Origin of the sequence: Tsukamurella conjunctivitidis (assembly GCF_007858475.1) — a bacterium.
In the GTDB taxonomy this organism is placed as follows: Bacteria; Actinomycetota; Actinomycetes; order Mycobacteriales; family Mycobacteriaceae; genus Tsukamurella; species Tsukamurella conjunctivitidis.
Genome location: NZ_VIGX01000031.1, coordinates 1 through 21,350, shown reverse-complemented (window position 1 = coordinate 21,350; position 21,350 = coordinate 1). Strand labels below are relative to the sequence as shown.

General features: G+C 73.6%; 22 protein-coding genes and 1 pseudogene. 12 read left to right on the top strand and 11 right to left on the bottom strand.

Annotation, left to right across the window (positions count from 1 at the left end):
- Positions 1 to 1,105, top strand: a pseudogene (locus FK530_RS23710) (hypothetical protein); the annotation flags it as partial.
- On the opposite strand, the gene FK530_RS23705 reads toward FK530_RS23710, so the two are convergent.
- Both FK530_RS23705 and FK530_RS23700 read right to left on the bottom strand, forming a co-directional pair.
- Complete coding sequence (locus FK530_RS23705) at positions 1,046 to 1,462, bottom strand: MarR family winged helix-turn-helix transcriptional regulator (RefSeq protein ID WP_146489351.1); 417 nt, start codon at positions 1,460 to 1,462, stop codon at positions 1,046 to 1,048. The pseudogene FK530_RS23710 and the gene FK530_RS23705 sit on opposite strands and share 60 nt — an antisense overlap.
- Complete coding sequence (locus FK530_RS23700; RefSeq protein WP_146489350.1) at positions 1,452 to 2,828, bottom strand: MFS transporter; 1,377 nt, start codon at positions 2,826 to 2,828, stop codon at positions 1,452 to 1,454. The genes FK530_RS23705 and FK530_RS23700 overlap by 11 nt, the downstream gene beginning before the upstream one ends.
- A gap of 113 nt (positions 2,829 to 2,941) precedes the next feature.
- On the opposite strand from FK530_RS23700, the gene FK530_RS23695 reads away from it, so the two are divergent.
- The 4 genes from FK530_RS23695 to FK530_RS23680 are packed head-to-tail and all read left to right on the top strand — an operon-like array spanning position 2,942 to position 6,048.
- Positions 2,942 to 3,469, top strand: coding sequence for an NfeD family membrane protein (locus FK530_RS23695; RefSeq protein ID WP_146489349.1), 528 nt, complete (start codon positions 2,942 to 2,944; stop codon positions 3,467 to 3,469).
- A 43-nt stretch (positions 3,470 to 3,512) separates the two neighbouring features.
- On the top strand, positions 3,513 to 5,066 hold the full coding sequence (locus tag FK530_RS23690; RefSeq protein WP_231706773.1) for a flotillin family protein: 1,554 nt from the start codon (positions 3,513 to 3,515) through the stop codon (positions 5,064 to 5,066).
- A 7-nt stretch (positions 5,067 to 5,073) separates the two neighbouring features.
- The gene (locus tag FK530_RS26010; RefSeq protein ID WP_158645187.1) at positions 5,074 to 5,493 is read left to right on the top strand and encodes a MarR family winged helix-turn-helix transcriptional regulator; all 420 of its coding nucleotides are present in this window, start codon (positions 5,074 to 5,076) and stop codon (positions 5,491 to 5,493) included.
- A gap of 57 nt (positions 5,494 to 5,550) precedes the next feature.
- The gene (locus tag FK530_RS23680; protein ID WP_146489347.1) at positions 5,551 to 6,048 is read left to right on the top strand and encodes a DUF4395 domain-containing protein; all 498 of its coding nucleotides are present in this window, start codon (positions 5,551 to 5,553) and stop codon (positions 6,046 to 6,048) included.
- 82 nt (positions 6,049 to 6,130) lie between these two features.
- On the opposite strand, the gene FK530_RS23675 is transcribed toward FK530_RS23680, so the two are convergent.
- Complete coding sequence (locus tag FK530_RS23675) at positions 6,131 to 6,574, bottom strand: flavodoxin domain-containing protein (protein ID WP_146489346.1); 444 nt, start codon at positions 6,572 to 6,574, stop codon at positions 6,131 to 6,133.
- 76 nt (positions 6,575 to 6,650) lie between these two features.
- On the opposite strand from FK530_RS23675, the gene FK530_RS23670 reads away from it, so the two are divergent.
- The 4 genes from FK530_RS23670 (at position 6,651) to FK530_RS23655 (ending at position 10,393) form a co-directional block, all read left to right on the top strand.
- Positions 6,651 to 7,448 (top strand): alpha/beta fold hydrolase, encoded by a 798-nt coding sequence (locus FK530_RS23670; RefSeq protein WP_146489345.1) that lies wholly within the window; start codon positions 6,651 to 6,653, stop codon positions 7,446 to 7,448.
- A gap of 22 nt (positions 7,449 to 7,470) precedes the next feature.
- Positions 7,471 to 8,610: an alpha-hydroxy-acid oxidizing protein gene (locus tag FK530_RS23665; protein ID WP_146489344.1), complete on the top strand. Its 1,140-nt coding sequence runs from the start codon at positions 7,471 to 7,473 to the stop codon at positions 8,608 to 8,610.
- 72 nt (positions 8,611 to 8,682) lie between these two features.
- Positions 8,683 to 9,204: a hypothetical protein gene (locus FK530_RS23660; RefSeq protein ID WP_146489343.1), complete on the top strand. Its 522-nt coding sequence runs from the start codon at positions 8,683 to 8,685 to the stop codon at positions 9,202 to 9,204.
- Between the two features lie 10 nt (positions 9,205 to 9,214).
- On the top strand, positions 9,215 to 10,393 hold the full coding sequence (locus tag FK530_RS23655; protein WP_146489342.1) for a cation:proton antiporter: 1,179 nt from the start codon (positions 9,215 to 9,217) through the stop codon (positions 10,391 to 10,393).
- Here the strand turns inward: FK530_RS23655 and FK530_RS23650 are convergent.
- The 3 genes from FK530_RS23650 to FK530_RS23640 form a co-directional block, all read right to left on the bottom strand.
- On the bottom strand, positions 10,326 to 11,195 hold the full coding sequence (locus FK530_RS23650; RefSeq protein WP_146489341.1) for a MetQ/NlpA family ABC transporter substrate-binding protein: 870 nt from the start codon (positions 11,193 to 11,195) through the stop codon (positions 10,326 to 10,328). The genes FK530_RS23655 and FK530_RS23650 overlap by 68 nt on opposite strands.
- Before the next feature lie 68 nt (positions 11,196 to 11,263).
- Positions 11,264 to 12,121: an exodeoxyribonuclease III gene (locus FK530_RS23645; protein WP_146489355.1), complete on the bottom strand. Its 858-nt coding sequence runs from the start codon at positions 12,119 to 12,121 to the stop codon at positions 11,264 to 11,266.
- A 14-nt stretch (positions 12,122 to 12,135) separates the two neighbouring features.
- A complete protein-coding gene (locus FK530_RS23640; protein WP_146489340.1) occupies positions 12,136 to 13,302 on the bottom strand; it encodes a zinc-binding dehydrogenase in 1,167 nt (388 codons plus the stop codon).
- Positions 13,303 to 13,430: 128 nt separating this feature from the next.
- On the opposite strand from FK530_RS23640, the gene FK530_RS23635 reads away from it, so the two are divergent.
- From FK530_RS23635 to FK530_RS23630, 3 genes are read left to right on the top strand one after another with little or no spacing between them, the layout of a single operon-like run.
- Positions 13,431 to 14,168, top strand: coding sequence for an esterase/lipase family protein (locus FK530_RS23635; RefSeq protein ID WP_146489339.1), 738 nt, complete (start codon positions 13,431 to 13,433; stop codon positions 14,166 to 14,168).
- 47 nt (positions 14,169 to 14,215) lie between these two features.
- Positions 14,216 to 14,671 carry an SRPBCC family protein gene (locus tag FK530_RS26375; RefSeq protein ID WP_231706772.1) on the top strand — a complete coding sequence of 152 codons (456 nt, stop codon included), beginning with the start codon at positions 14,216 to 14,218 and terminating at the stop codon, positions 14,669 to 14,671.
- Positions 14,668 to 15,912 carry an APC family permease gene (locus FK530_RS23630; RefSeq protein WP_269434182.1) on the top strand — a complete coding sequence of 415 codons (1,245 nt, stop codon included), beginning with the start codon at positions 14,668 to 14,670 and terminating at the stop codon, positions 15,910 to 15,912. Before FK530_RS26375 ends, FK530_RS23630 begins: the two co-directional genes overlap by 4 nt.
- On the opposite strand, the gene FK530_RS23625 is transcribed toward FK530_RS23630, so the two are convergent.
- The 5 genes from FK530_RS23625 to FK530_RS23605 form a co-directional block, all read right to left on the bottom strand.
- Positions 15,884 to 16,453 carry a YdcF family protein gene (locus FK530_RS23625; RefSeq protein WP_231706771.1) on the bottom strand — a complete coding sequence of 190 codons (570 nt, stop codon included), beginning with the start codon at positions 16,451 to 16,453 and terminating at the stop codon, positions 15,884 to 15,886. The two genes, FK530_RS23630 and FK530_RS23625, sit on opposite strands and share 29 nt — an antisense overlap.
- Positions 16,438 to 18,030, bottom strand: coding sequence for an alpha/beta hydrolase family protein (locus FK530_RS23620; protein ID WP_146489337.1), 1,593 nt, complete (start codon positions 18,028 to 18,030; stop codon positions 16,438 to 16,440). The genes FK530_RS23625 and FK530_RS23620 overlap by 16 nt, the downstream gene beginning before the upstream one ends.
- Positions 18,017 to 19,012, bottom strand: a complete 996-nt coding sequence (locus FK530_RS23615; RefSeq protein ID WP_146489336.1) for a CgeB family protein — start codon at positions 19,010 to 19,012, stop codon at positions 18,017 to 18,019. The genes FK530_RS23620 and FK530_RS23615 overlap by 14 nt, the downstream gene beginning before the upstream one ends.
- Positions 19,009 to 20,247: a lipopolysaccharide biosynthesis protein gene (locus FK530_RS23610; RefSeq protein ID WP_231706770.1), complete on the bottom strand. Its 1,239-nt coding sequence runs from the start codon at positions 20,245 to 20,247 to the stop codon at positions 19,009 to 19,011. Before FK530_RS23610 ends, FK530_RS23615 begins: the two co-directional genes overlap by 4 nt.
- On the bottom strand, positions 20,244 to 21,350 hold a 1,107-nt coding region (locus tag FK530_RS23605), incomplete at its 5' end, for a glycosyltransferase family 4 protein (protein ID WP_146489335.1). The genes FK530_RS23605 and FK530_RS23610, both read right to left, overlap by 4 nt.

Sequence of the window (21,350 nt, the reverse complement as noted above, 5' to 3'; positions counted from 1 at the left end):
GGATCCGCGCGGCCGACCTGCTGGCCGACGGCATCGTCGACCGGGTGATCCCGGAGCGGCCGAACGCGGCGGACGAGCCGACGGACTTCTCCCGGCGCGTGGGCCTCGCGGTGAGCGACGCCCTCGCCTACCCGCGGCCGCGCTGCGGATCGCGATCGACCTCGTGTGCGTGGTGCTCGCGCTGCTTCCGCTGCTCCTGCGGCTGTGGCGGGGCGAGACGGTGCGCGACGTGCGGCAGCGGCGGGAGGTGGAGAGCGAGCGCCTGGCAGCGGCGGCGCAGCTCGCGATCGAGCGCCGCGAGCACGAGCGCCGCGTCGCGCTGGCGATCGCCGATGACCGGCCCACCGCGGTGCTGCCCGCCCTCGGCGGCGCGCAGGCCGGTGTCGCGGCGCTGCAGGCCGCCGGATTCGAGCCGGTCGCCGTGACCGCGCGTCGCTACGTCCAGGACACCCCCGCCGTGAACGACGACTTCCTGCCGATCGCCGCCGCCGCGGAGGCCGCCAGCCTGCGGGCGCTCGGCCGGCCCGCGGCCGACGCGACGCCGACCGGCCCCCGGCTCGGCCAGCCCCCGGCCGACGAGACGCCCACGGGCCCACTACCCGTCGTCGGCGACACCGGCGCCGACGAGACGCCCGAGCCCACCGACCCGATCACCGAGGAGGCCGCCGTGCCCGACGAGACGAACCTGCCCGCCCGGGTGGACGAGACGGCTCCGGCGGTCCCGGTCCGCGAGGTCGTGCGCACGCCGAACCCCTTCGTGCCGCCGGTCCTCGACGACGCCGCGCGCACGATCGCGGGTTTCGTCCGCCCGCTGATGCCGCCCATCGTGGCGCGCGTGCTGCCCGGCGGCGGGACCCGCACGGTGCAACAGTCCTACGAGGAGGTCGAGGAGGTCACCTTCGCGATGCGCCGCACGCGGAAGGTGGTCGTCGGCACCGTCGAACAGAGCGTGCCGGCACCGTCGGCCGACGGTGCGCCGGGCCCCGCCTCCCCGCCCGCGCCCGCCGAGGCGCCGCTCGACGTGGCCCACGAGCACGTCGAGGCGCTATTCGGCCAGGGCGCGCGCGAGCTCGGCCAGCCGGGCGAGCTCCCCGGGAGGCAGTGACCGGATCGCCGCCGGCGCCGGGTCCTCCACCGACGCCATCGCGTCGATGATCGCCCGGCCCGCCGGGGCGATGGTCACGACCTTCGCCCGACGGTCCTCGGGCGAGACGGTCCGCTCGACGTGCCCGCGCGCCTGAAGGTCGTTCACCGCGACGGTGGCGGCCGGAGCATCCATGTCGGCGAGGGCGGCCAGCTCCTTGAGGGTCAGCGGCCCGTGGCGGTGCAGCCGCGTGAGCGCGCGGAGCCGGCTGAACGGCAGGCCGGTGCGTTCGACGACGGCGCGGCGCCAATCCGAGCGACTGTCGATGACGGCGCGCACCAGGAGGCTCCACACCTCGTCCGGGGTGTCAGCGGGCATCGGCCGGCTCCTTCGCCTCGAGTAGCGGGGCGATCCGGGCGCGGGAGCGGTCCGCCCGCGCCCCGGTCGAGAGGACGGCGAGCGCGATGATGACCACGGCGAACCCCGCGACGGTCCACCACAGCGCGGCGCCCGCCATCAGGCCGCAGAGTGCGACCCCGAGGCTGATCCCCAGCTGGCGGCTGGTGCTCGCGACGGCGGCCGCCGCGCCCGCCCGGTCCAGCGGCATCCCGCTCACGGCGGAGTTCGTGATGGGCGCGTTGACCAGACCGAAGCCGATGCCGAAGGCCGCGAAGACGATGCCGAGCTCCAGCAGCGGGGTGCGGGCGTCGACCGTGGTCAGCGCGGCGGCGGCGGAGGTCATCAGGAGGCCGGCGCCGAGCAGCGACGGCCGGGGGCCGAACCGGGCCACGAGCCGCCCGGAGGTCGGCGAGGCGACGAGCACCGACAGCGCCATGGGCAGGAACATCAGGCCGGTCTGCACCGCGGAGAAGTGCCGGACGGTCTGCAGGTACAGCGACATCGTGAAGAGGAAGGCGCCGAACCCGGCGAAGGCGCAGACCGCGGTGAGCGTGGCCGCGGAGAACGGGATGCTGCGGAAGAAGCGCAGGTCGATGAACGGCGACGGGTGCCGCTTCTCGTGGGCGAGGAAGGCTCCCAGCGCTGCGGCGGTCAGCACCAGCATCAGGGGTTCGCGTTCGATGAGGCCGAAGACCGCGGTGAACATGACGGCGATCGCGAGGATCTGGCCGAGCGGGTCGATGCTCCGCGGGACGGCGGCCTTCGACTCCGGCACGACCGCGTAGGTCAGCCCGAGCGCGACCGCGCAGATCGGCAGGTTCACCCAGAACACCGACTGCCAGCCGAGGCTGTCGATGAGTACGCCGCCGACCAGCGGGCCGACCGCCGTCGAGACGCCGACCACCGCGCCCCACAGACCGATCGCGCGGGCGCGCTCGGCGGGGTGGGTGAAGACCGCGGTGACGATCGAGAGCGCCACCGGGGTGAGCATCGATCCGCCGATCGCCTGGATCGCCCGCGCCGCGATCAGTACATCGACGGTCGGGGCGACGCTGCAGAGCAGGGAGCCCGCAGCGAAGACGGTGAGTCCGATCCGGAAGACGCGGCGCCGTCCGAAGCGGTCGGCGGTGGCTCCCGAGAGGACGAGCAGGCTGGCGAGCGTGAGCGTGTAGATGTCGACGACCCATTGCAGATGGGGCGTGGACGCCGCCATCCGGCGGCCGATCTCGGGGAGCGCGACGTTGACGATGGTCACGTCCATCGACGAGATCAGCAGGCTGAGGCTGCACGCGACCAGGACGAGGGCGCGCCCGCGCGAGCCGAGGCCCGAAACACTTGTAGGCATACAAGGATTATATGTCTACAACTAATAAGATGGAATCCGGATGATCCGCGTACCCCTCGTACGTAATGTTTGCTATAGTGCAGATGGGAGATCCGAGCGCAGAGGAGGCGCCCGTGGTTACCGTTTTCGCAGTCTGTGCCGTCGTCGGGATCCTGGTCCTGATCGCGTCACTCATCCTGGGGGACTTCGAGGTCGGGGGAGTCGAACTCGGCAGTGCCGATGCCGGCCTGCCCTGGCTCAGCGCGCCCGCTCTGGCCGCCGCCGTCGGCGTCTTCGGGGTGGTCGGCTGGCCGCTCTCGGCCGGCACTTCGCTGTCGACGCCCATCGTCGTCGGGGCCGCCGCCGCCTCCGGTGCCGCCGCCTACGGATTGCTCATGGTGGTGCTCCGGGCCATGCGCCGGGCGCAGACCGGCACCGTCGCCGGTCTCCGCGCCGCGGTCGGCACCATCGGCCGGCTCAGCATGGAGATTCCGACGGGCGGCTGGGGGAGGGTGAGCTACATCGACTCGGAATCGGTGCGCGCCACCACGACAGCCGTTCTGGTCGATCCGCACGCTTCGGCCCCCGACGGCCAGCAGGTGCTGATCGTCGATGTGGACGGTGACCGTCTCGTGGTGCAGCCGCTCGAGACCCAGATCTGATCACAAGCGCCGGGCCGAGCGGCCCGGCAGAGGGAGGGAATCAATGACCGTATCGATCCTGATCGCGGCCGGTGCCGCGGTGATCGTGATCCTGCTCGCGCTGTGGATCTTCTTCCACAACTACATCAAGTCCCCGCCGGACCAGGTCGCCATCTTCACCGGCCGCGGCGAGATGAAGGTCGTGCGAGGCGGCGCCCGGTTCAAGGTGCCGGGGCTCGAGCGCGTCGACTACATGCCGCTGCGCCCCTTCGAGGTGCGCATCGCGCTCAGCAACGCGCGCAGCATCGACGGCGTGCCCGTCGAACTGCAGGCCGTCGGCCTGGTGCGGATCGGCACCACCGATGAGATGACCCGCACCGCTGCCCAGCGCTTCCTCACCGCGAACATGGCGGAGCTGGAGAACCAGATCAACGAGATCCTCGCCGGCAGCCTCCGCGGCATCGCGGCGACGATGACCGTCGAGCACCTCAACAGCAACCGCGAGGCCCTCGCGCGCGGTGTGGTCGATGAGGCGGGCGGTGACCTCGCGCGCATCGGCATGGAGGTCGACATCCTCAAGATCGCCGGCATCGAGGACCGCAACGGCTACCTCGAATCGCTCGGCCAGAAACGCATCGCCGAGGTCAAGCGCGACGCCGACATCGGCAAGGCCGAGGCCGAGCGCGACTCCCTGATCCGGTCCGCCGACGCCCGCCGCGCCGGCGAGATCGCACAGACCGAGGCCGAGACCGCGATCGCCGAGGCCCAGCAGGGCCGCGACGTGCGCATCGCCCAGCTGCGCGCGCAGACCGAGGCGCAGAACGCCGAGGCCGACCAGGCCGGACCGCTCGCCAAGGCGAAGTCGGAGAAGGCCGTCGGCATCGCGCTCGAGGAGGCCGAGGCGGCCCGCATCGAGGCGCGGACCGAGGTCGAGCGCAAGCGTCGCGCGCAGGCCGAGGCAGCGCTCGAGGCCGACGTGATCGCGCCCGCCGAGGCGCAGCGCCAGGCGGCCATCACCCGCGCCGAGGGCGAGCGCCAGTCCGCGATCCTCACCGCCGAGGCCCGCGCCAACTCGACCCGGCTCGACGGTGAGTCCGCCGCGGACGCCCGCAAGTCCGCCGCGGCGGCCGTCGAGGCCGAGCTCCGGGCCGATGCGGCCGGCAAGCTCGCGCAGGCCGAGGTGCACGCCGAGTCGATCCGCCTCGAGGGCGAGTCGAAGGCGTCGGCCCGCAAGTCCGCGGCGGAGGCCCTCGAGGCCGAGCTGCGCGCCGATGCGGCCGGTAAGCAGGCCCAGGCCGAGGCGTTCAACCAGTACAACTCGGACGCGGCCCGCCTGCTGCTCGTCCCGCAGGTGCTGGCGACGATCGAGGGCTCGGTCCGCGCCCAGTCCGAGGCCACGGCCGCGATCGACAGCATCAACATCATCGGCGGCGGGCAGAACGACGCCACGGGAGGCCTGCTGGGCCTGTCGGCGCAGTCCATCGCGTCCATCGTCGCGGCGCTCCGGGCGCAGGGCATCGACCTCTCGCAGCTGCTCGACGGCGGCGCCCCCACGGCCGCCGCGGCGACTGTGGCGCCCGTGGAGCCGGCGGCGGCGAGCCCCGTCGACGACGAGTAGCGAGCCGGTGAAGCCGGGCGACGCCGAGGCACTGCGCCTCGCGGTGGGCCTGCTGGAGCAGCGGCTCCGGCAGTTGCCCGCCGCGGGGCTGCGCGGCTCCGAGTTGTTCGTGCTCGCCACCGTCGAGGCGCTCGGGGCGGACGCCTTCCCGACCGCGATCGGCGACCGGCTCGCGATGAAGCGCTCCAACGTCTCCGTCGCGATCGCCGACCTCCGGCGCCGCGGCTTCCTGCAGGGCGAGGCCGACGGTTCCGACGGCCGGCGGCGTCCCGTCGCCCTGACGGACCGCGGGCGGGAGGTCCTGCACGCTCGCGACGCAGCGCAGGACGCCTGGCTGGTGGAGACCGGGAGCGAGCAGCTCACCGCCGAGGAGACCGAGCGCATCCGGGCTGCGCTGCCCCTCCTCCTGCGTCTCGCCGCCGGGTGAGAATCATGGCGAGCACAACCCTGGGCGGCACCCGCGCCGGCCGATAACCTCACTGCCGTGAGTGGTCTCCTGTCCTTCCCGAATCCGGTCAACGAGTACGCGGCGCGCGCGACCGCGGGCCTCGTCGTGGTCCTCGCGGTGGTGACGATCGTGGCCGGGCAGTGGTGGCTCTACGCCGCCCTGGCGATCGGTTTCGCCCTGCGCGTCGCGGGTGGCCCCCGGTACTCGCCGCTCGGCCGGCTGTCGGTGCACGTCATCGCGCCGCGGCTCGGCCCGGCGAAGCTGGTGCCCGGGCCGCCGAAGCGGTTCGCGCAGACCATCGGCCTGGTGTTCTCGACCGTCGCGCTGGTGCTCTTCGTCACCGGGAACCACGTCGCGGCACAGATCGTCCTCGGCCTGCTCATCGTCGCCGCGCTCCTCGAATCCGCGGCGGGCGTCTGCCTCGGGTGCATCGTCTTCGGCTGGTTGCAGCGCCGCGGCGTGATCCCGGCGTCGGTCTGCGAGGCGTGCGCCGGCGTCAACACCACCCCGCCGACCCTCACGGTGCCGCGGTAACGCACTCCGGACGCAGGAACGCCGCCGCGGATCACTCCGCGGCGGCGTTCGTCGGTCGAGGGCACGTGCCCTCGGCGGAAGGTCAGATCTGGCCGACGATCTCCCCGGCCCATTCGACGGCCTTCTCGTCGACGTCGTCGGTGCCGGAGTTGTCGTGCTCGAACCGGTCGCCGACCTGGGTCGCGCCGAGGCCGGTCAGGTGCTCCACGATGGTCTTGCCGCCGGCGTTGTAGGTGTCGACGTAGATGGAGTCACCGAGACCGAAGACCGCGAAGCGCAGGCCGGTGAGATCGGGCGCGGCCTCGAGCAGGTCCTCGAAGAACTCGGTGGTACCGGCGGGCAGTTCGCCGTCGCCGTACGTGGCGCACGAGAAGACGTGGAAGTCCGCGGGATCCAGCGCGTCGATCTCGCCGTCCATCATGTCGTGCAGCTCGACGGAGCCGGCCTTGGCGAACACGGAGTACATGGCGTTCGCTGCGCCCTCGGCGGTGCCGGTCGAGGAACCGTAGAAGATGTGAACAGACATGGGAGGAGATTCTAGCCAAGGGTGCCCTCGCACCGTGAGCTGCGTCCCGTCGGTGTGACCTCCTAGGCTTGCCGCCATGGCTCACGCAACCCTGGTCGACGGTGCCCGGCTCGCCTACGAGGTCCATCCCGCCGCACCCGGCGCGAGCGGCCCGGGGATGCTGTTGATCGCCGGGCAGGCGCTGGCCGGCTCGTCCTGGGCGCCGCTCGTCGACGACTTCCGGGCCGCCGGGCCGGTCATCACCTTCGATCACCGCGGCATCGGGGCGAGCGACGACGTCTTCCCGCGCGGGTGGAGCACGCGGGACTGCGCCGCCGACGCGCTGGCCGTGCTCGACGCGGCCCGCGCCGACGGCGCGATCGGGGACGCCGTGGACGTCTACGGCTTCTCCATGGGCGGTCGTGCCGCGCAGTGGCTCGCCGCCGATCACCCCGGCCGGGTGCGGCGGCTGCTCCTCGGGGCCACGACGGTCGGCGACGCGCACGGCCTCGCGCGCCCCAGTGAGGTCCTGCGGATCCTGGTCCGCTCCGACCGGCGCGCGCTGCTGGAACTGTTCTTCACCCCGGACTGGCTCGCCGCGCATCCCGAGGCGGCCGAGGCGATCCTCGCGCGGCCGCGCTCTCTGCCCGCGCAGCGCGCGCACTTCGCCGCGAGCACCGATCACGACGCCGCCGCCGCGCTGCCGTGGATCGAGGCGCCCACGCTGATCCTGCACGGCGCCGACGACCGCATGTGTCCGGCCGGGAACGCCGAGATCCTCCGCGCGGGCATCGACGGCGCCCGGATGCGGGTGTACCGGGGCGTGCGGCACGGCTACCACCTGCAGGAGCCCGCGGCCACCGCCGACGCGCTGGACTTCCTCACCGCGCCCTGATCGCCACTGCTACCGTCCACGCATGGCGGACTACGGCAGCTTCCAGGACGGGATCTACGCGGAGGGGCTGCTCGCGAAGCACCGCCACTTCCCGTACACCTTCGGCGATCTCGAGGCGCGGGCGCAGCAGGTGCTCGATCACTCGCTCTTCGACTACGTGCGCGGCGGTGCCGGCGACGAGACCACACAGGACGCGAACGTCACCGAGTTGCGGCGGTACGGCTTCGTTCCGCGGATGCTGCGGGATCGCAGCGTCCGCGACCTGTCCGTGACCTTCCTCGGTGCGAAGCTCGATGCGCCGGTGATCCTCTGCCCCGTCGGGGTGAACGGCCTGGTGCACGAGAACGGCGACCTCGAGGTCGCGCGCGCCGCGGCGACGCTGAACGTCGCCGCGATGTACTCGACGCTCTCGGAGGCGCCGCTGGAGGAGATCGCCGACGCCCGCGGCGGCTCCTTCGCCGCGTTCCAGCTGTATCCGACCAAGGACGATCGGCTGACCGACAACCTGGTACGGCGGGCCGACAAGGCCGGCTTCGACGCGCTCACCATCACCCTCGACACCGGCAGCCTCGGCTGGCGGCCGCGCGACCTCGGGAACGGCTACATCCCGTTCCTGCGCGGCCGCTGCCTCGCCAACTACCTCAGCGATCCCCGGTTCATCGAACTGTGCGGCGTCGAGAGCCCGCCGCCGCTACACGCGGGGATCGTGTGGTCCTCCCTGTTCAGCAAGCCCACGTTCTCGTGGGAGGACGTGGCCCGCATCCGACGGACCACCGACCTGCCGATCATCCTCAAGGGCATCTGCCACGCCGATGACGCCCGCCGGGCGGCCACCGAGGGCGTCGACGCGATCGCCTGCTCCAACCACGGCGGCAGGCAGGCCAACGGCGGCCTGCCCGCGGTGAGCCACCTCGAGGGTGTCCTCGATGCCGGCCTGCCCGTCACCTTCGACAGCGGCATCCGCGACGGTGTGGACATCCTCCGCGTCGTCGGCCTCGGTGCGACCCTCGCCGGCATCGGCCGGCCGTACGTCTACGGGCTGACACTCGGCGGCGCCGCGGGCGTCGAGCACGTGCTGCGCTCGATGCTCGCCGAGGCGGACCTGACGATGGCCGCGGACTGCCTGACCACCCTCGCCGACGTCCACGTCGTCAAGCGGTGACCGGCGCCGGGAGCGGAGCGAGCGGGCCGAATCCATGACCGGCGCCGGGAGCGGAGCGAGCGGGCCGAATCCATGACCGGCGCCGGAAGCGGCGGCCCGGACTTCGACTGGTTCGGTTTCGAGGACGCGGTCTGCGCGGAGCTGCGGAGCGTCGCGCGGGCGCTGGTCTACCAGTCCGACGGCGAACTGCCCTACGCGTACGCCCTCACCGCCTTCCACGCCGAGGCGGGCGGTGTGATCCACCTGCCGTATCCCGCGCTCGGCACCGTCGAATCCGTGCCGCCGCGCGCACTGTGGGATCCGCCCGCCTGGCCCCGGCGCGACGAGTCCTGGGCGCGGCGCGCGCCCCTCGATGCCTGGGAGGACCGGCTGGGCGAGGCCGTCGAGGGGCTCGACGGCGACGAGTGGGACGCCGCGCACGCCCGCTACGGATACGCGCTGCTCGGGGCGATGCGGCGGGCGAAGGCGGAGCTCGTCGCGGAGGACGCCCTCCCGCGCGAGGTGGTCTGCCTGCTCGACGACGCCGGGGAGCTCGCCGTGAAATCGGCGTCGGAGCAGGAACTTCGGGGGTACTGGGCGGCCCGCGCAGAGTAGCGTCCTTGCAATGACGTTCTCGACGTTGGCGCTGATCACGGCGCTGGGCTTGCTGGGTCCGCTGCTCGCCGCGAAGCAGTCCTGGCACCTGCCGCTGATCCTGGGGCCGATGCTGGCGGGCGTGGTCTTCGGCGTCACCGGATTCGGGGTGCTGGACGCCTCCGAGCCGACCTTCGCCTTCCTCGCCGACATCGGGTTCGCGATCGTCATGTTCGTCGCCGGGACGCACGTGCCGGTGCGCGACCCGGCGGTGCGGGCGGCGCTGGGTTCGGGCGCCCTCCGGGCCGCCGCGGTCGGCGTCATCGCCGCGATTCTCGGCGCCGTGCTGTCGGAGGCCTTCGGAACCGGGCACGCCGCGCTCTACGCGGTGCTCATGGCCTCCTCCTCGGCGGCCGTGGTGCTGCCGATCATCAGCTCGAACCACCTCACCGGGAAGCCGATCCTGGCGCTCACCGCGCAGGTCGCGATCGCCGACACGGTCTGCGTGGTCGCGCTGCCGCTGGTCATCGACCCGCCCACCGCGGGGCGGGCGGCCCTCGGGGCGCTGGCCGTGGGCGGGGCGGCGTTCCTGATGTATCTGCTACTGCGCTGGTCGGAGAACAGCGGCCTGCGGGACCGGATCGAGAGGTTCTCCGAGGAGCGGGAGTTCGCGCTGCAGCTGCGGATCAGCCTCGTCGGGCTGTTCCTGCTCGCCGCGATCGCCACCACCATGCACGTCTCGGTGATGCTCGCGGGCTTCGCGCTGGGACTCGCGGTCTCCTCGGTGGGGGAACCGCGTCGCATGGCGGCGCAGCTCTTCGCGCTCGGGGAGGGCTTCCTCGCGCCGCTCTTCTTCGTCTGGCTGGGGGCGCGGGTGAACCTGCGCGATCTCGTCGCGCACCCGTCGTTCGTCCTGCTGGGCCTCGCCCTCGGCTTCGGCGCGATCGCCGCGCACGTGGCGATGCGCCTCGCGGGGCTGCCCGTGCCGCTGGGGGTGCTCGCGGCCGCGCAGATCGGCGTTCCCGTCGCCGCGGTCACCGTCGGCGAGCAGCTGCACCTGTTCGCGCCGGGCGAGGGCGCCGCCCTGATCCTCGGCGCCCTCGTCACCATCGGCGGCGCGTCGCTCGCGGCGGGGTCCGCCGCTAACTCCGCAGCGACTGCTCCACCCGGGCCAGCGTCGTCCGCAGCGCGTCCGGGGAGTCCGTCGTGAAGATCGCCGTCTCGCCGGAGTCCTTGACGACCGCGTCGTGCACCCGACGGTCGTGGTACAGCGCGGCGAGCGCGGTGTAGTCGCCGGTGCGGGGGTCGTTCTCGCGGGCGGCGAAGACGTTGACGTACTGCGCCAGATCGGGGCGACGCGGGTCGTCGGTGTAGATCGAGTCCTTACTCGTCAGTCCCAGTTTCACCGCGAAGGTGTCGTCCACGAATCCGGCGTCGACGCTGTCGAGCGCCGGACCGATCTGCGTGGGATCCAGCGTCACGAGCGTGACCTTCGACCGCGCCCGGTCGACGTCGGCGAGAGTGGACTGCCACGTGCCCGCGCCGTCGCGGAAGGTCACGAGGCCGGCCGCCTTGAGGCTGAGCAGCGGACGGATCTGATTGGCCGGGTTGTCGGACAGGGCGATCGTCGCGCCCTGCGGCAGCGCGTCGATCGACCGGTGCCGCTTCGAATACAACTGCAGCGGGTAGATCTGGGTGGCGCCGACCGGGGTGAGCCGGACGCTGTTCTTGACGTTGTAGGCGGCGAGGTAGCGCACGTGCTGGAACTGGTTGAGGTCGATCGACTCGTCGGCGAGTGCGGGGTTGGGGGCGTTGTAGTCGGAGAAGGAGACGAGCTTCACGGCGAAACCGTGCTCCTTCGCGACGTCGGTGAACACCTTCCAGTGGGGTTTGCCGATGTCGACCACCCCGAGCTTGATCTCGTTCGACGGGGTGTCGCTCGCGCAGGCGGTGGTGCCGACCGCGGCGAGGGACAGCAGGACGGCGAGGAGGGCGGTAGCCGTTCGTTTCACGGGACCCGACTGTGCTGCACCGCGTGCGCGGTGGAAAGGGTTGCGGTCACGGTGATCCCGCGGCGCCTTCAGTCGAGTGCGTAGTCCACGACGACGGGCGCGTGATCGGAGAGCCGCTCCTCGGGTGAGGGCTCCTTGTCGACGACCACCGATCGTGCCGTGCGGGCGAGCCGGGGCGTCGCGAGGTGGTGGTCGATGCGCCAGCCGACGTCCTTGGCGAACGAGGCGCCCGCCCAGCTCCACCACGACAGCGGGCCGGGCCGGTCGCCGTGGAGCGTGCGCACCACGTCGACCAGGCGGCGCGGGCCGAGCTGCCCGCCGAGCCACGCGCGCTCCTCGGGCAGGAAGCCCTCCATCTTCTGGGCCGGTCGCCAGTTCGTGACGTCGTGCGGCAGGTGTGCGAGGTTCAGGTCACCGAGCAGCAGGAATTCCCGCCCGGCGGCCAGCGCGGCCCGCCGGTTGCGACTCAGCTCCCGCGAGAAGGCGGCCAGGAAGCGCATCTTGCGCTCGTACTTCGCCCCGCCGTCCGGCACGTCGCGGATGTTGCCCGGGCGCTGCAGGTGTGCGGGCAGCCCGCCCTTGGGCAGGTACAGGCACGCGACGGTGAGGGGCGCTTCCGCGAGGTCCACCTCGATGTAGCGGCCCTCGTGCGCGTAGGCGCCGAGCCCCCGCGCGCGGGGCGGGTCGATCGCCCAGCTCCGGACCGCGACCGGCGGTGTCCGCGTCAGGACCGCGACCCCGTTGCGGCCCGGGATCGAGCCGCAGTCGAGAGCGGCGTGGTAGCCGGGGAACTCGCCCACCTCTGCGGGCGGGCAGCGCAGCTCCTGCAGCGCGAGCACATCCAGGCCGCGGCCCGCGAGCCAGGCGTCGAAGCCGCGCCGCCGCGCCGCCCGGATGCCGTTGACGTTGAACGTGGCGACCCGCAGCACGTCGGGCGCCGTCAGGGGGCGGCCACCGCGCTCGACGGGTCGATGAGGATCTTCGCGTGCACCTCGGGATCGCCCAGGGCGGCGAAGGCGCTCTCCACGCCCGCGAGCCCGACGGTGCCGGTGACCAGCGGCTTCACGTCCACCTTGCCGTTCGCCATCATGTGCAGCGTGTCGTGGAACTCGCCCGGGTCGTAGCCGAAGGCGAAACGCAGGTCGATCTCCTTGTTGCCGGCGAGGGCGGGCATGATCTGGTCGGGCTCCATGCACACGCCGACGACGACCACACGGGTGCGCAGCGGCGCGGCCTCGATGATCGAGTTGATCATGCCGGGCACGCCGACGCACTCGAAGACCACGGGGCCGGACGGGGTCTCGCCGATCTTGTCGGCGATGCGGAAGGCGTGCCACCACGGCACGGGCCCGGGGATGAGGGTGAGCTTGTCCATGGTGCTCACGCCCAGCTTGAACAGGTCGCTGGCCTTCCGGATCTCGGTGCGCGGCTGCTGGTAGGCGTCCCACGGCTGCTGCTCGCGCGGGTCGACCACGACGTGCGCGCCCATCTCCTTCGCCAGGGCGCGGCGGCCGGGGGAGAAGTCGCTCGCGATGATCTTCTTCACGCCCGAGGCGCGGAGCATCGCGATGACGGCGAGGCCGATGGGGCCGCAGCCGATCACGATCGCCGTCTGCCCGCGGCCGACCTCGGCGCGGCGCACCGCGTGCCAGGCGACGGCCATCGGCTCGGTGAGGGCGGCTTCCTCGTCGGAGAGCTTGTCGGGCACCGGCATCGTCATGGACTCCTGGACGAGTACCTGCTCGGCGTAGGAGCCGGGGGAGCGTTCGGACAGGCCCACCAGCTGCGGCTCGCTGCCCACCATCAGCGTCGGCAGGGACACGACGCGGGTGCCCACGGGCCAGCGCTTGCGGCAGCCCGGCCCGTACTCGGCGACGGTTCCGACGAACTCGTGCCCCATGACGATCCGCTGGTCCGTGCGCATGCAGTCCGGGTAGCCGGCCTTCGCCGCGAGGTCCGCGACGAGGTCCGCGTGGTGGCGGGCGTGCAGGTCGGAACCGCAGATCCCGGTGCGGGTGACGTTCAGCAGCACCTGCCCGCGGGCCGGGCTCGGGGCGGGGAGGTCTTCGACGGTCAGGCGACCCTCGGTGCACACGACAGCTTTCATACGTCCGAGAATAATCGCCCGGCCGGGAGGAGCCGAACGCGGTGCGGTGCGGCCCCCGGCGACACGCCGCACACGGGGTGGGCAACCCGTTTCGCACAGTCTCCTCTCAGATGTTGTAGTTTTTGCGCATGCAAACTCTTGGTAAGTCCTTCGTCGCCGCCGCCGCGGCCCTCGGTGTCGTCTCCGCCGTCCCGTCGATCGCCCAGGCCGCCGAGCGCGACCTGGTGATCGTCTACGCCGGCCTGATCGCGCCGGGTGAGATCTACGAGCCCCTGAACACGAACCTGCGCAACGCCGGCTTCGACGTGAAGAACCTGTGGCTGCCCGGCTTCGACCACCGCAAGGAGGCGGGCCAGCTCAAGGCGACCGTCGACGAGGCGAAGAAGGCGTCGCCCAACCGCAAGGTCTCGATCGTCTCGCACAGCTCCGGCGCGATCAGCAGCCGCTACTACATCAAGGCGCTCGGCGGCACCAAGGACGTCGCCCGCTCCGTCGTGCTCGGCGGCGTCGAGTACGGCTCGCCCACCGGCTGCGTGCTGCCGGCCCCCGCGAACGGCGCGTGCAACGGCTCGGCGATCCTGAACCAGCTGAACGCCGGCGTCGACACCCCCGGCCCCACCGAGTTCTACTCGATCCGCAGCTCGACCGATCCGCTCTCGGGCAACCTCGACGGCCGTCAGTGCCGCGCCACGGTCAAGGGCTACCTCCCCGCCGCCGTCTCGTTCGACCACGCGTACCTCGCCTGGGACCCGCGCGTGGTGCCGCTCGTCACGAGCTCGCTGCGCGGCAACTGCCCCGGGCAGTGGGTGAACTCGCCCGAGGGCTCGGTCACCTTCGCGAACAGCGTCGACATGAATCGCAAGTAGATCGCAATACTGGGCACGGTGCGGGTGCACCTGGTTCGATGGCGGTTGTGACCACATCGGATGACACCCGCATCGTGTCCGCCAGCCGCGATCTCGCGGCGCCGCCGGACCTCGTCTTCGCCCTGATCGCCGACCCGGCGCGGCAGCCCGAATGGGACGGCAACGACAACCTCACCGAGGCGGCGGAGGGCCAACGGGTCCGCGGCGTCGGCGACGTCTTCACCATGACGCTGACCAACGGGCAGGTCCGCGCCAACCGCGTGACCGAGTTCGACGAGGGCCGGCTCATCGCGTGGCTGCCGTCCCCGGTCGACGAGCCCGCGCCCGGTCACCTGTGGCGGTGGGAGCTCGAGCCCCTCGCCGACGGCGGCACCCGGGTGACGCACACCTACGACTGGACGCAGCTGCACGACGAGCAGCGTCTCCCGCGCGCCCGGGCGACCACCGCGGACCGTCTGGCCGCGTCCGTGGACCGGCTCGCGGAGCGCGCCGAGGAGCGGTGACCGGTCCGCAGCTGCGCCGGACGCTCGGTCTCGGCGACGCCGTCTCCGTGGGGTTGTCGGCGATGATCGGCGCTGGGGTCTTCGTGGCCTTCGGCCCGGCGGCCGCAGCGGCGGGGTCCGCGCTCTTCGTGGCGCTGGCGATCGCCGCGGTGGTCGCCTACTGCAATGCGAGCAGCTCGGCCAGGCTCGCCGCGGTGCATCCCGAGTCGGGCGGCACGTACGTCTACGGGCGGGAGCGCCTGGGGCCCTTCTGGGGGCATCTCGCCGGGTGGAGCTTCGTCGTCGGCAAGTCCGCGTCCTGCGCCGCGATGGCGCTCACGGTGGGGCACTACGCGTGGCCGGGCCGGGCGCACGCCGTCGCCGCGGGTGTCGTCGTGGCGCTGACCGTGCTCACCGTCGCGGGCGTGGAACGCTCGGCGCGGGTCGCCCGAGTGGTCGTCGCCGTCGTGCTCGCGGTGCTCGCCGCGCTCGTCGTCGCCGCGGCCACCTCCGGTGCCGCGGACCCCGCCCGGATCCTCGACGGCGCGGCCGCCGGCCCGTTCGGGGTGTTGCAGGCCGCGGGCCTGCTGTTCTTCGCGTTCGCGGGGTACGCCCGCATCGCCACCCTCGGCGAGGAGGTCCGCGACCCCGCCCGCACGCTCCCGCGGGCGATCCTGCTCGCGCTCGCCGTCGCCCTCGCCGTGTACGCGCTCGTGGGCGTCGCCCTCGTCGCGGTGCTCGGCACGGACGGGCTCGCGGCCTCGGCCGCCCCGCTCGCCGATGCGGCCCGCGCGACGGGCTTCCCGGTCTCCGTCGTCACCGTCACCGCGTGCGTCGCGGCGGTCGGCGCGCTGCTCGCGCTGCTGCTCGGGGTCTCCCGGACCACCCTCGCCATGGCGCGCGACGGTCATCTGCCCCGCACGCTCGCGGCGATCGACGAATCCCGGCGGGTCCCGGTGCGGGCGGAGCTCGCGGTCGGCGGCGTCGTCACGGTGGCCACGGCGACCGCGGATCTCGGCGCGGCCATCGGCTTCTCGTCCTTCGCGGTGCTCGTCTACTACGCCGTGGCGAACGCCTCGGCCTGGACACTCGACAGCACGGTGCGGTCGCGGATCGTCCCCGCCCTGGGGCTGGCCGGGTGCCTGCTCGTCGCGCTGTCGCTGCCCACGAGCTCCGTGTCGGCCGGGATCGTCGTGCTGGTGGTCGGCGCCGCGTCGTACGCCGTGACCCGCTCTAGCAGCCCGTCTGGTAGAGCGCCTTGAGCCAGCCCGCGCTCTGATACCCCCACCCGAAGACCGTCTCGGTGATGCCCCGCTGCTCCGGGAAGTCCGTCATCTGCATCGCGGCGCCGTAACAGCGCTCGAGGATGAAGCGGGCGCGTTCGAGGTGGGCTGTGGTGGTGACCACGATGATGTCGTGCCAGCCGCGGGCCGTCGCGAGCCGCTGCACCTCCTGCGCCTCGCCCCGCGTGGTCCACGGTTGCGGGAGGAAACAGGTGACCTGCACGCCGGTGATGGTCCGCGCGCACAGCTCCTGCATGCGGGTGTCGCTCGCGCCGACCGAGTTCGACAGGACGACCTGCTGCGCCAGCCCGCGCTCCGCGAGCTCGAGGCCGTACTCGAAACGCTCGTAGGGATTGCCGCCGAGCACCACGATCGCGTCGGCGCGCTGCAGCTGACGGTCGATCTTCGGCTGCAGGTAGGCCCGCTCGAGCGCGATGGCGACCGCGCCGACGATCATCAGGACCACGAGGGCGCACGCGACGAGGCGACGCATCCGCACGCCGGTCATCGCTGCTCGCACCACTGCATTATCGCGGTTGCAACGGCAGATCGCACAGCGGGGTGGTACGCGGGATGGTCGCCCTCGACGGTCCGTTCCGCGCGCACCGTGCCGCCGGTGCCCGCGGCGAGCCGCCGCATCCCCTCGGGGCCGCGTTGCCCGTCGAACCAGGCCGCGTCCGGCGGCGCCAGGACGAGCACGGCGTCGGTGCCGCCGGCGACGACGGGCCGCAGCAGCACCTCCGGGACCTGGGTGACGCCCCGCCGGCCCAGGAACCGCCACGCCGGGTAGGGGAGCCGGCGACGCAGGACGTCCTTGACCCGACCGCGCGGGCTGCGCGCGAACGCGGGGTCCGAGCGCGGAACGCCCAGGTCCTGTGCCGGTGCCGCGGCGATGCCGGCCTTGAGCCGCCACGAGTACAGGACCGCGTTCGCGAGGACCGTCGCGCTCGCGGACGTCGCGCGGGCCGCGTGCGCGGCGTACCAGGAGCCGGAGCACACCCCGGCGGTGAGCAGGGGGCCGTCGAGCGCGCGGGCCGCGGCGACCGCGTCGTCCACGCCGGTCGGGGGGAACAGCGCGACGACCTCGCCCTCCTCGACGGTCCCCGATTCGCCGGCGCCGCGGCGGTCGAAGCGCAGCGCGCCCCCGCCCGCTCGGGCGACGTCCCGGGCGAGTTGCACCCAGGCCCGGTTCGGGCCGTGCCGGGTGTCGTTGGCCGTCGCGCACAGCAGCACCGACCGCCGCGGGGCGCCGCCGTCGGGCACGGTGCGGATCGCGGCAGCGCCGCCGATCTCCTCGATGCGCTCCTCGACTCCGGCGTGGCGTATTCCGCGCCGGATCGTGGGGTCGACGGCGACGGGCGCCGCTGCGGGGAGCGCCGCACCGAGCCAGACGGCGATGTCCGCGATCGCGGCGTCGGGGATCCGGACGAGGTGTGCGTTCGGCTCGAGGAAGTCCGGCATGCCGTCGGCGACGAGGCGGTCGGCGTCGGCGGGTCCGAGGGGGGCCGTCCCGGGACGCTGCGCGATCAGCAGCCGCGGTGCGGTCAGTGCATCGGCGGGGAGCGACGACAGCGCGGCGACGGCATCGGCGTGCACGTCCATCCCGACCCACGTGTCCCGCCCGGCGCCGATCGCCATGCGGGCGAGCGCGGCCTGTGCGCGGGCGAAGGCCCGGCCGCCCACGGGGTCCCACAGCACCGCGGCCGGGGGTGCGAGGCCCGCGGCGCCCGCGAGCGCCGCGCCCGCCCGCAGGGCGACCACGGCCGGTGCGCCCAGCCCCAATCCCCGCAGGTACTCGTCGGCGTTCCGGATGGATGCGATCCAGTCCTCCGCCGCGTCGGCGTCGCCCGACCGCCCGGACGAGTCGCCCGTGCCGCGGTAGTCGAAGCGGAGTGCGGCCAGGCCGTCCGCGGCGAGGAGCGTCGCGAGCCGACGCAGTCCGCGTACCGCGTCGTACTGCTCCTTCGCGAGGGGCGGCACCAGCAGCACCGCGCCCCGCACCCGGCGCGAAGCGGGCAGGTGCAGCGCGCCGTAGAGGGGCGCGGCGGCGGGCCCGAAGTAGGTCCGCAGCTCCAGGATCGCGTCAGTCGAGGGCATCGATGATCTCCCTCGCCCGGTCGGCGTAGGTGTGGCCGCCACGGGTGATCGCCGCACGGCCGGCGGCGGCGATCCGCGCCGCGGCGGCACCGTCGGCCCGCACCCGCGCGACGATCCCGTCGATCTCCGCGGGGTCGTCGTACAGCAGGGCCTCCCGGCCGTCGGCGAGCAGTTCCGCATGCTCGTCGGTCCGCGGTCCGACGAACAGCCCGCCGGCGGCGGGAACCTCGAAGGTGCGGCAGGTGTGCGTGTCGCGGTTGTCGGAGTTGAGCAGGACGAGGTTCGCGTCGATCGCCGCGACGGCGGCCGACAGCGCGGTCCCGTACTGCGGGCCCCGAACCGTCGCCCGGCTGCGCAGGAGGGCCGGTCTGCGGCGCCATCCGGGGCCGGCGAGGTAGAAGTCCGGTCCGAGACGGGTGGCCAGGCCCGTCACGAGCGCCGCGCGGTCCGGGCGGGCGTTGCCCACGAACCCCGCCGCGTACCGGCGGCCCGAGCGGGGCGCGACGGGCCGGTGCCAGTCGGGGTCGTAGGCGCTGCGCACGAAGATCGCGCGCCGCGCGCCCCGCGCGAGCAGCTCCGGCACGTTGTGCGCCTTGGTGGTGACGATCGCGTCCCAGCCGGGCTCCGCCGCGAGGTACTCGGGGGTCGTGTTGACGGGGTTGGCGACGTCGTCGGCGCTGTAGTGCACATGCCGACCGGCGGGGAGCGTCAACAGGCGCTCCTGATCGAGATGCACCGATGTGTAGCAGAACAGCAGGTCCGGGGCGGGGTGCGCCTCCAGCCGCCGATGCACCGCCTCGACGGTGCCGGGCGCCCGCCGCCCGGTGCGCTTGGCGTACCACCACGCCGCGCCGCCGCGGCGGGGGAGCGTGACGGGCGTCGTGTCGACGACGACCACCTCGTGGCCGGCGCGGCGGAAGCCCTCGGCGAGCGAGCGGGCGTTGCTGCCGTACCAGTCGTCGCCGGCGAACAGGATCCTCATGACGCGCCGCCTCCCGCGGCGAGCGGCGCCGCCGCCTCCAGGCGGCGCGCGCGCAGGACGGAGAAGCCCGCAGCCGCGGTCTGCGCCGCGACGATCCCGATCACCACGGTCCGCGGGTCGTGCGTACGCAGCGCGACGAGCAGGGTCGCCACGATCACCGTCGCGCCCGTGGCGCCCGCCAGGAGCACGCCGCGCGCGTCGCCCAGCACCGGCAGGACGGCGGTGGCGACGAAGGAGGCGACTGCGAGCCCGGGGAGGGCCCACGCCTGGATCTGCAACAGTGGCACCGCGCCGGCGAAGTCCGCGCCGAAGATCAGCGGCACGAGCCAGGGGGCGAGCGCCGTCGCGGCCGCGGCGAGCGCGGCGCCGCCGGCGGCGACGACGGCGACGCTGCGGCGCGCGGTCGCCCAGAATGCGCTGCTCTCGCGGCGGGCCAGCCGCGGGAGCAGGCTCACCCCGACGGCGTCGAGCATCGAGCCGGCCGCCTGCACGGGACGATCGCTCGCGCTGAACAGGCCCAGCGCGTGTGGGGGGAGGGCCGGAGCGAAGACCGTGGCCGCGCCCGGGCCGTAGGCCGACGAGAGCAGCCGCGCGGCGAGGACGGGTCCGCCCGTGCGCAGCAGGTCGGTGGGCGGCCCGGGCCGCGCGGGCCGACCGTGGTCGCGGAGCGTGCGGGCCCAGGACCAGCCGACCGCGACGAGGTTGCCGGCCAGCAGGCAGGCCATCGCCGCCTCCGGCGTCCGGACCTGCGGCAGCACGACGATCAGCAGCACGAGGTAGACCAGCCGGCCCGCGGTCTGCTGGATCACGACCGCACCGAACCGGCCGGTGCCGAGCAGCACCCAGTCGTCGCCGCATGCGCCCACCGAACCCACGACGAGGCCCAGCGCGCCCATCTCGACGGCGCGGGGCACCGGCAGCGCCGCGGCGAGCAGGAACAGCGCGATGAAGGCGGTGAGCGCTGCGAGCCGCAGCCCGGCGTAGTCGCCCCGCAGCCGGTCCAGGCCCGGCTTCTCGGCGCGGGCCGCGACGAAGGCGGTGATCCCGAGGTCGGTGCAGAGGGCGCCGAGGAAGTAGGCGGACATCGCGATCGCCAGCAGTCCCGTGCCGGCGGGGCCGAGCAGTCGTGCGCAGAGCGGGATCGTGACCAGCGTGATCGCGTACTGGCCGTACCGGCCGGCCGAGACCAGCACGACGTCGCGCAGCACCCCCGTGGCACCGGGGAGCCGCCTCATCGCACGTCCCGCGCCACCCGCGCCAGCAGCGAGTCCGCGATCGCCGCGGACGTCTTGAGATCGAGGTCGCGGCCCCGGTCGGCGGCGGCCGCGCCGATCTGCTCCCGCTGTTCCCAGTCGGCGATCACCGCGTCGAGCGCGACGGCCAGCAGGTCGGGCCGGCGGGGCGGCACGAGAACGCCGTTCTCGCCGTCGACGATGAGCTCGGTCGGCCCGCCGGCGCGGGCGGCCACGACGACCCGGCCCGCGGCCATGGCCTCGGCGACGACCTGCCCGAAGGGCTCGGTGAGCCGCGAGTAGTGCACCACGACATCGGCGTCCGCGGCCTCGGCGATCGGGTCCGCCACGTGCCCGGTGAAGGTCACCCGGTGTGCGATCTCCAGCCGCTGCGCGAGCTCCTCGAGTTCCGCGAGGTAGTCGTCGTCGCCGGGGAAGTGTGCGCCGCCGACGAACCGGACCTCGGGCACGGCATCCATCTGCGCGAGCGCGCGTAACAGCAGGTCCTGGCCCTTCCACGGCGTGATCCGCCCGATCATGGCGATCTTCACGTCCTTCGGGGCGCGCTGCGGCGCCGGCGCGGGGACCGTGCTGAGGTCGACGCCGGGGTGACACACCGCCGTGGGGCTACCGCCCGTGGAGATGGTGCGCAGCGTCCCGCGGGAGTTGGCGAGGTACCCGGACGCGGCCACTCGGCCGAGCAGGCGCAGCGGGAAGCGCGTGCGCCCGAAGTACTCCGCGCTCACCCGGTCGTGCACCTGCCACACCAGCGGGATGCCCGTGCGGCGGGAGGCGACGGCGCCCACGAACAGCGACTTGGTCGACTCGGCCACCACGACGTCGGCGTCGGCGGCGAGCAGCATCGGTGCGAGACGCCGGCCGGCGCGGTAGAGGCCCGCGGCCCCGCGCAGCAGGCCCACGGGCCCGGTGGCGCGGCGCAGCGGCGAAGGTCGTCCCGGCACGACCGTGACCGGCACGTCAGCGGCCTCGAGCACGTCGGTCAGGGGACCGGGCGCGAGCAGCACGACCGAGGCGGCCACGCCGCGGTGGCGCAGTTCGCCGGCGAGCCGGGCGAAGGCGAGTTCGGCGCCCGACGGCGCGGCGGT

Bases quoted from the DNA above. Each gene is read 5' to 3' on its own strand.
- FK530_RS23640 (WP_146489340.1), bottom strand. From the start codon at position 13,302: ATGAAAGCTGTCGTGTGCACCGAGGGTCGCCTGACCGTCGAAGACCTC.
- FK530_RS23615 (WP_146489336.1), bottom strand. From the start codon at position 19,012: ATGAGGATCCTGTTCGCCGGCGACGACTGGTACGGCAGCAACGCCCGC.
- FK530_RS23675 (WP_146489346.1), bottom strand. From the start codon at position 6,574: ATGTCTGTTCACATCTTCTACGGTTCCTCGACCGGCACCGCCGAGGGC.
- FK530_RS23620 (WP_146489337.1), bottom strand. From the start codon at position 18,030: ATGCCCTCGACTGACGCGATCCTGGAGCTGCGGACCTACTTCGGGCCC.
- FK530_RS23705 (WP_146489351.1), bottom strand. From the start codon at position 1,462: ATGCCCGCTGACACCCCGGACGAGGTGTGGAGCCTCCTGGTGCGCGCC.
- FK530_RS23660 (WP_146489343.1), top strand. From the start codon at position 8,683: ATGACCGGCGCCGGAAGCGGCGGCCCGGACTTCGACTGGTTCGGTTTC.
- FK530_RS23670 (WP_146489345.1), top strand. From the start codon at position 6,651: ATGGCTCACGCAACCCTGGTCGACGGTGCCCGGCTCGCCTACGAGGTC.
- FK530_RS23655 (WP_146489342.1), top strand. From the start codon at position 9,215: ATGACGTTCTCGACGTTGGCGCTGATCACGGCGCTGGGCTTGCTGGGT.
- FK530_RS23700 (WP_146489350.1), bottom strand. From the start codon at position 2,828: ATGCCTACAAGTGTTTCGGGCCTCGGCTCGCGCGGGCGCGCCCTCGTC.
- FK530_RS23665 (WP_146489344.1), top strand. From the start codon at position 7,471: ATGGCGGACTACGGCAGCTTCCAGGACGGGATCTACGCGGAGGGGCTG.
- FK530_RS23635 (WP_146489339.1), top strand. From the start codon at position 13,431: ATGCAAACTCTTGGTAAGTCCTTCGTCGCCGCCGCCGCGGCCCTCGGT.
- FK530_RS23610 (WP_231706770.1), bottom strand. From the start codon at position 20,247: ATGAGGCGGCTCCCCGGTGCCACGGGGGTGCTGCGCGACGTCGTGCTG.
- FK530_RS23690 (WP_231706773.1), top strand. From the start codon at position 3,513: ATGACCGTATCGATCCTGATCGCGGCCGGTGCCGCGGTGATCGTGATC.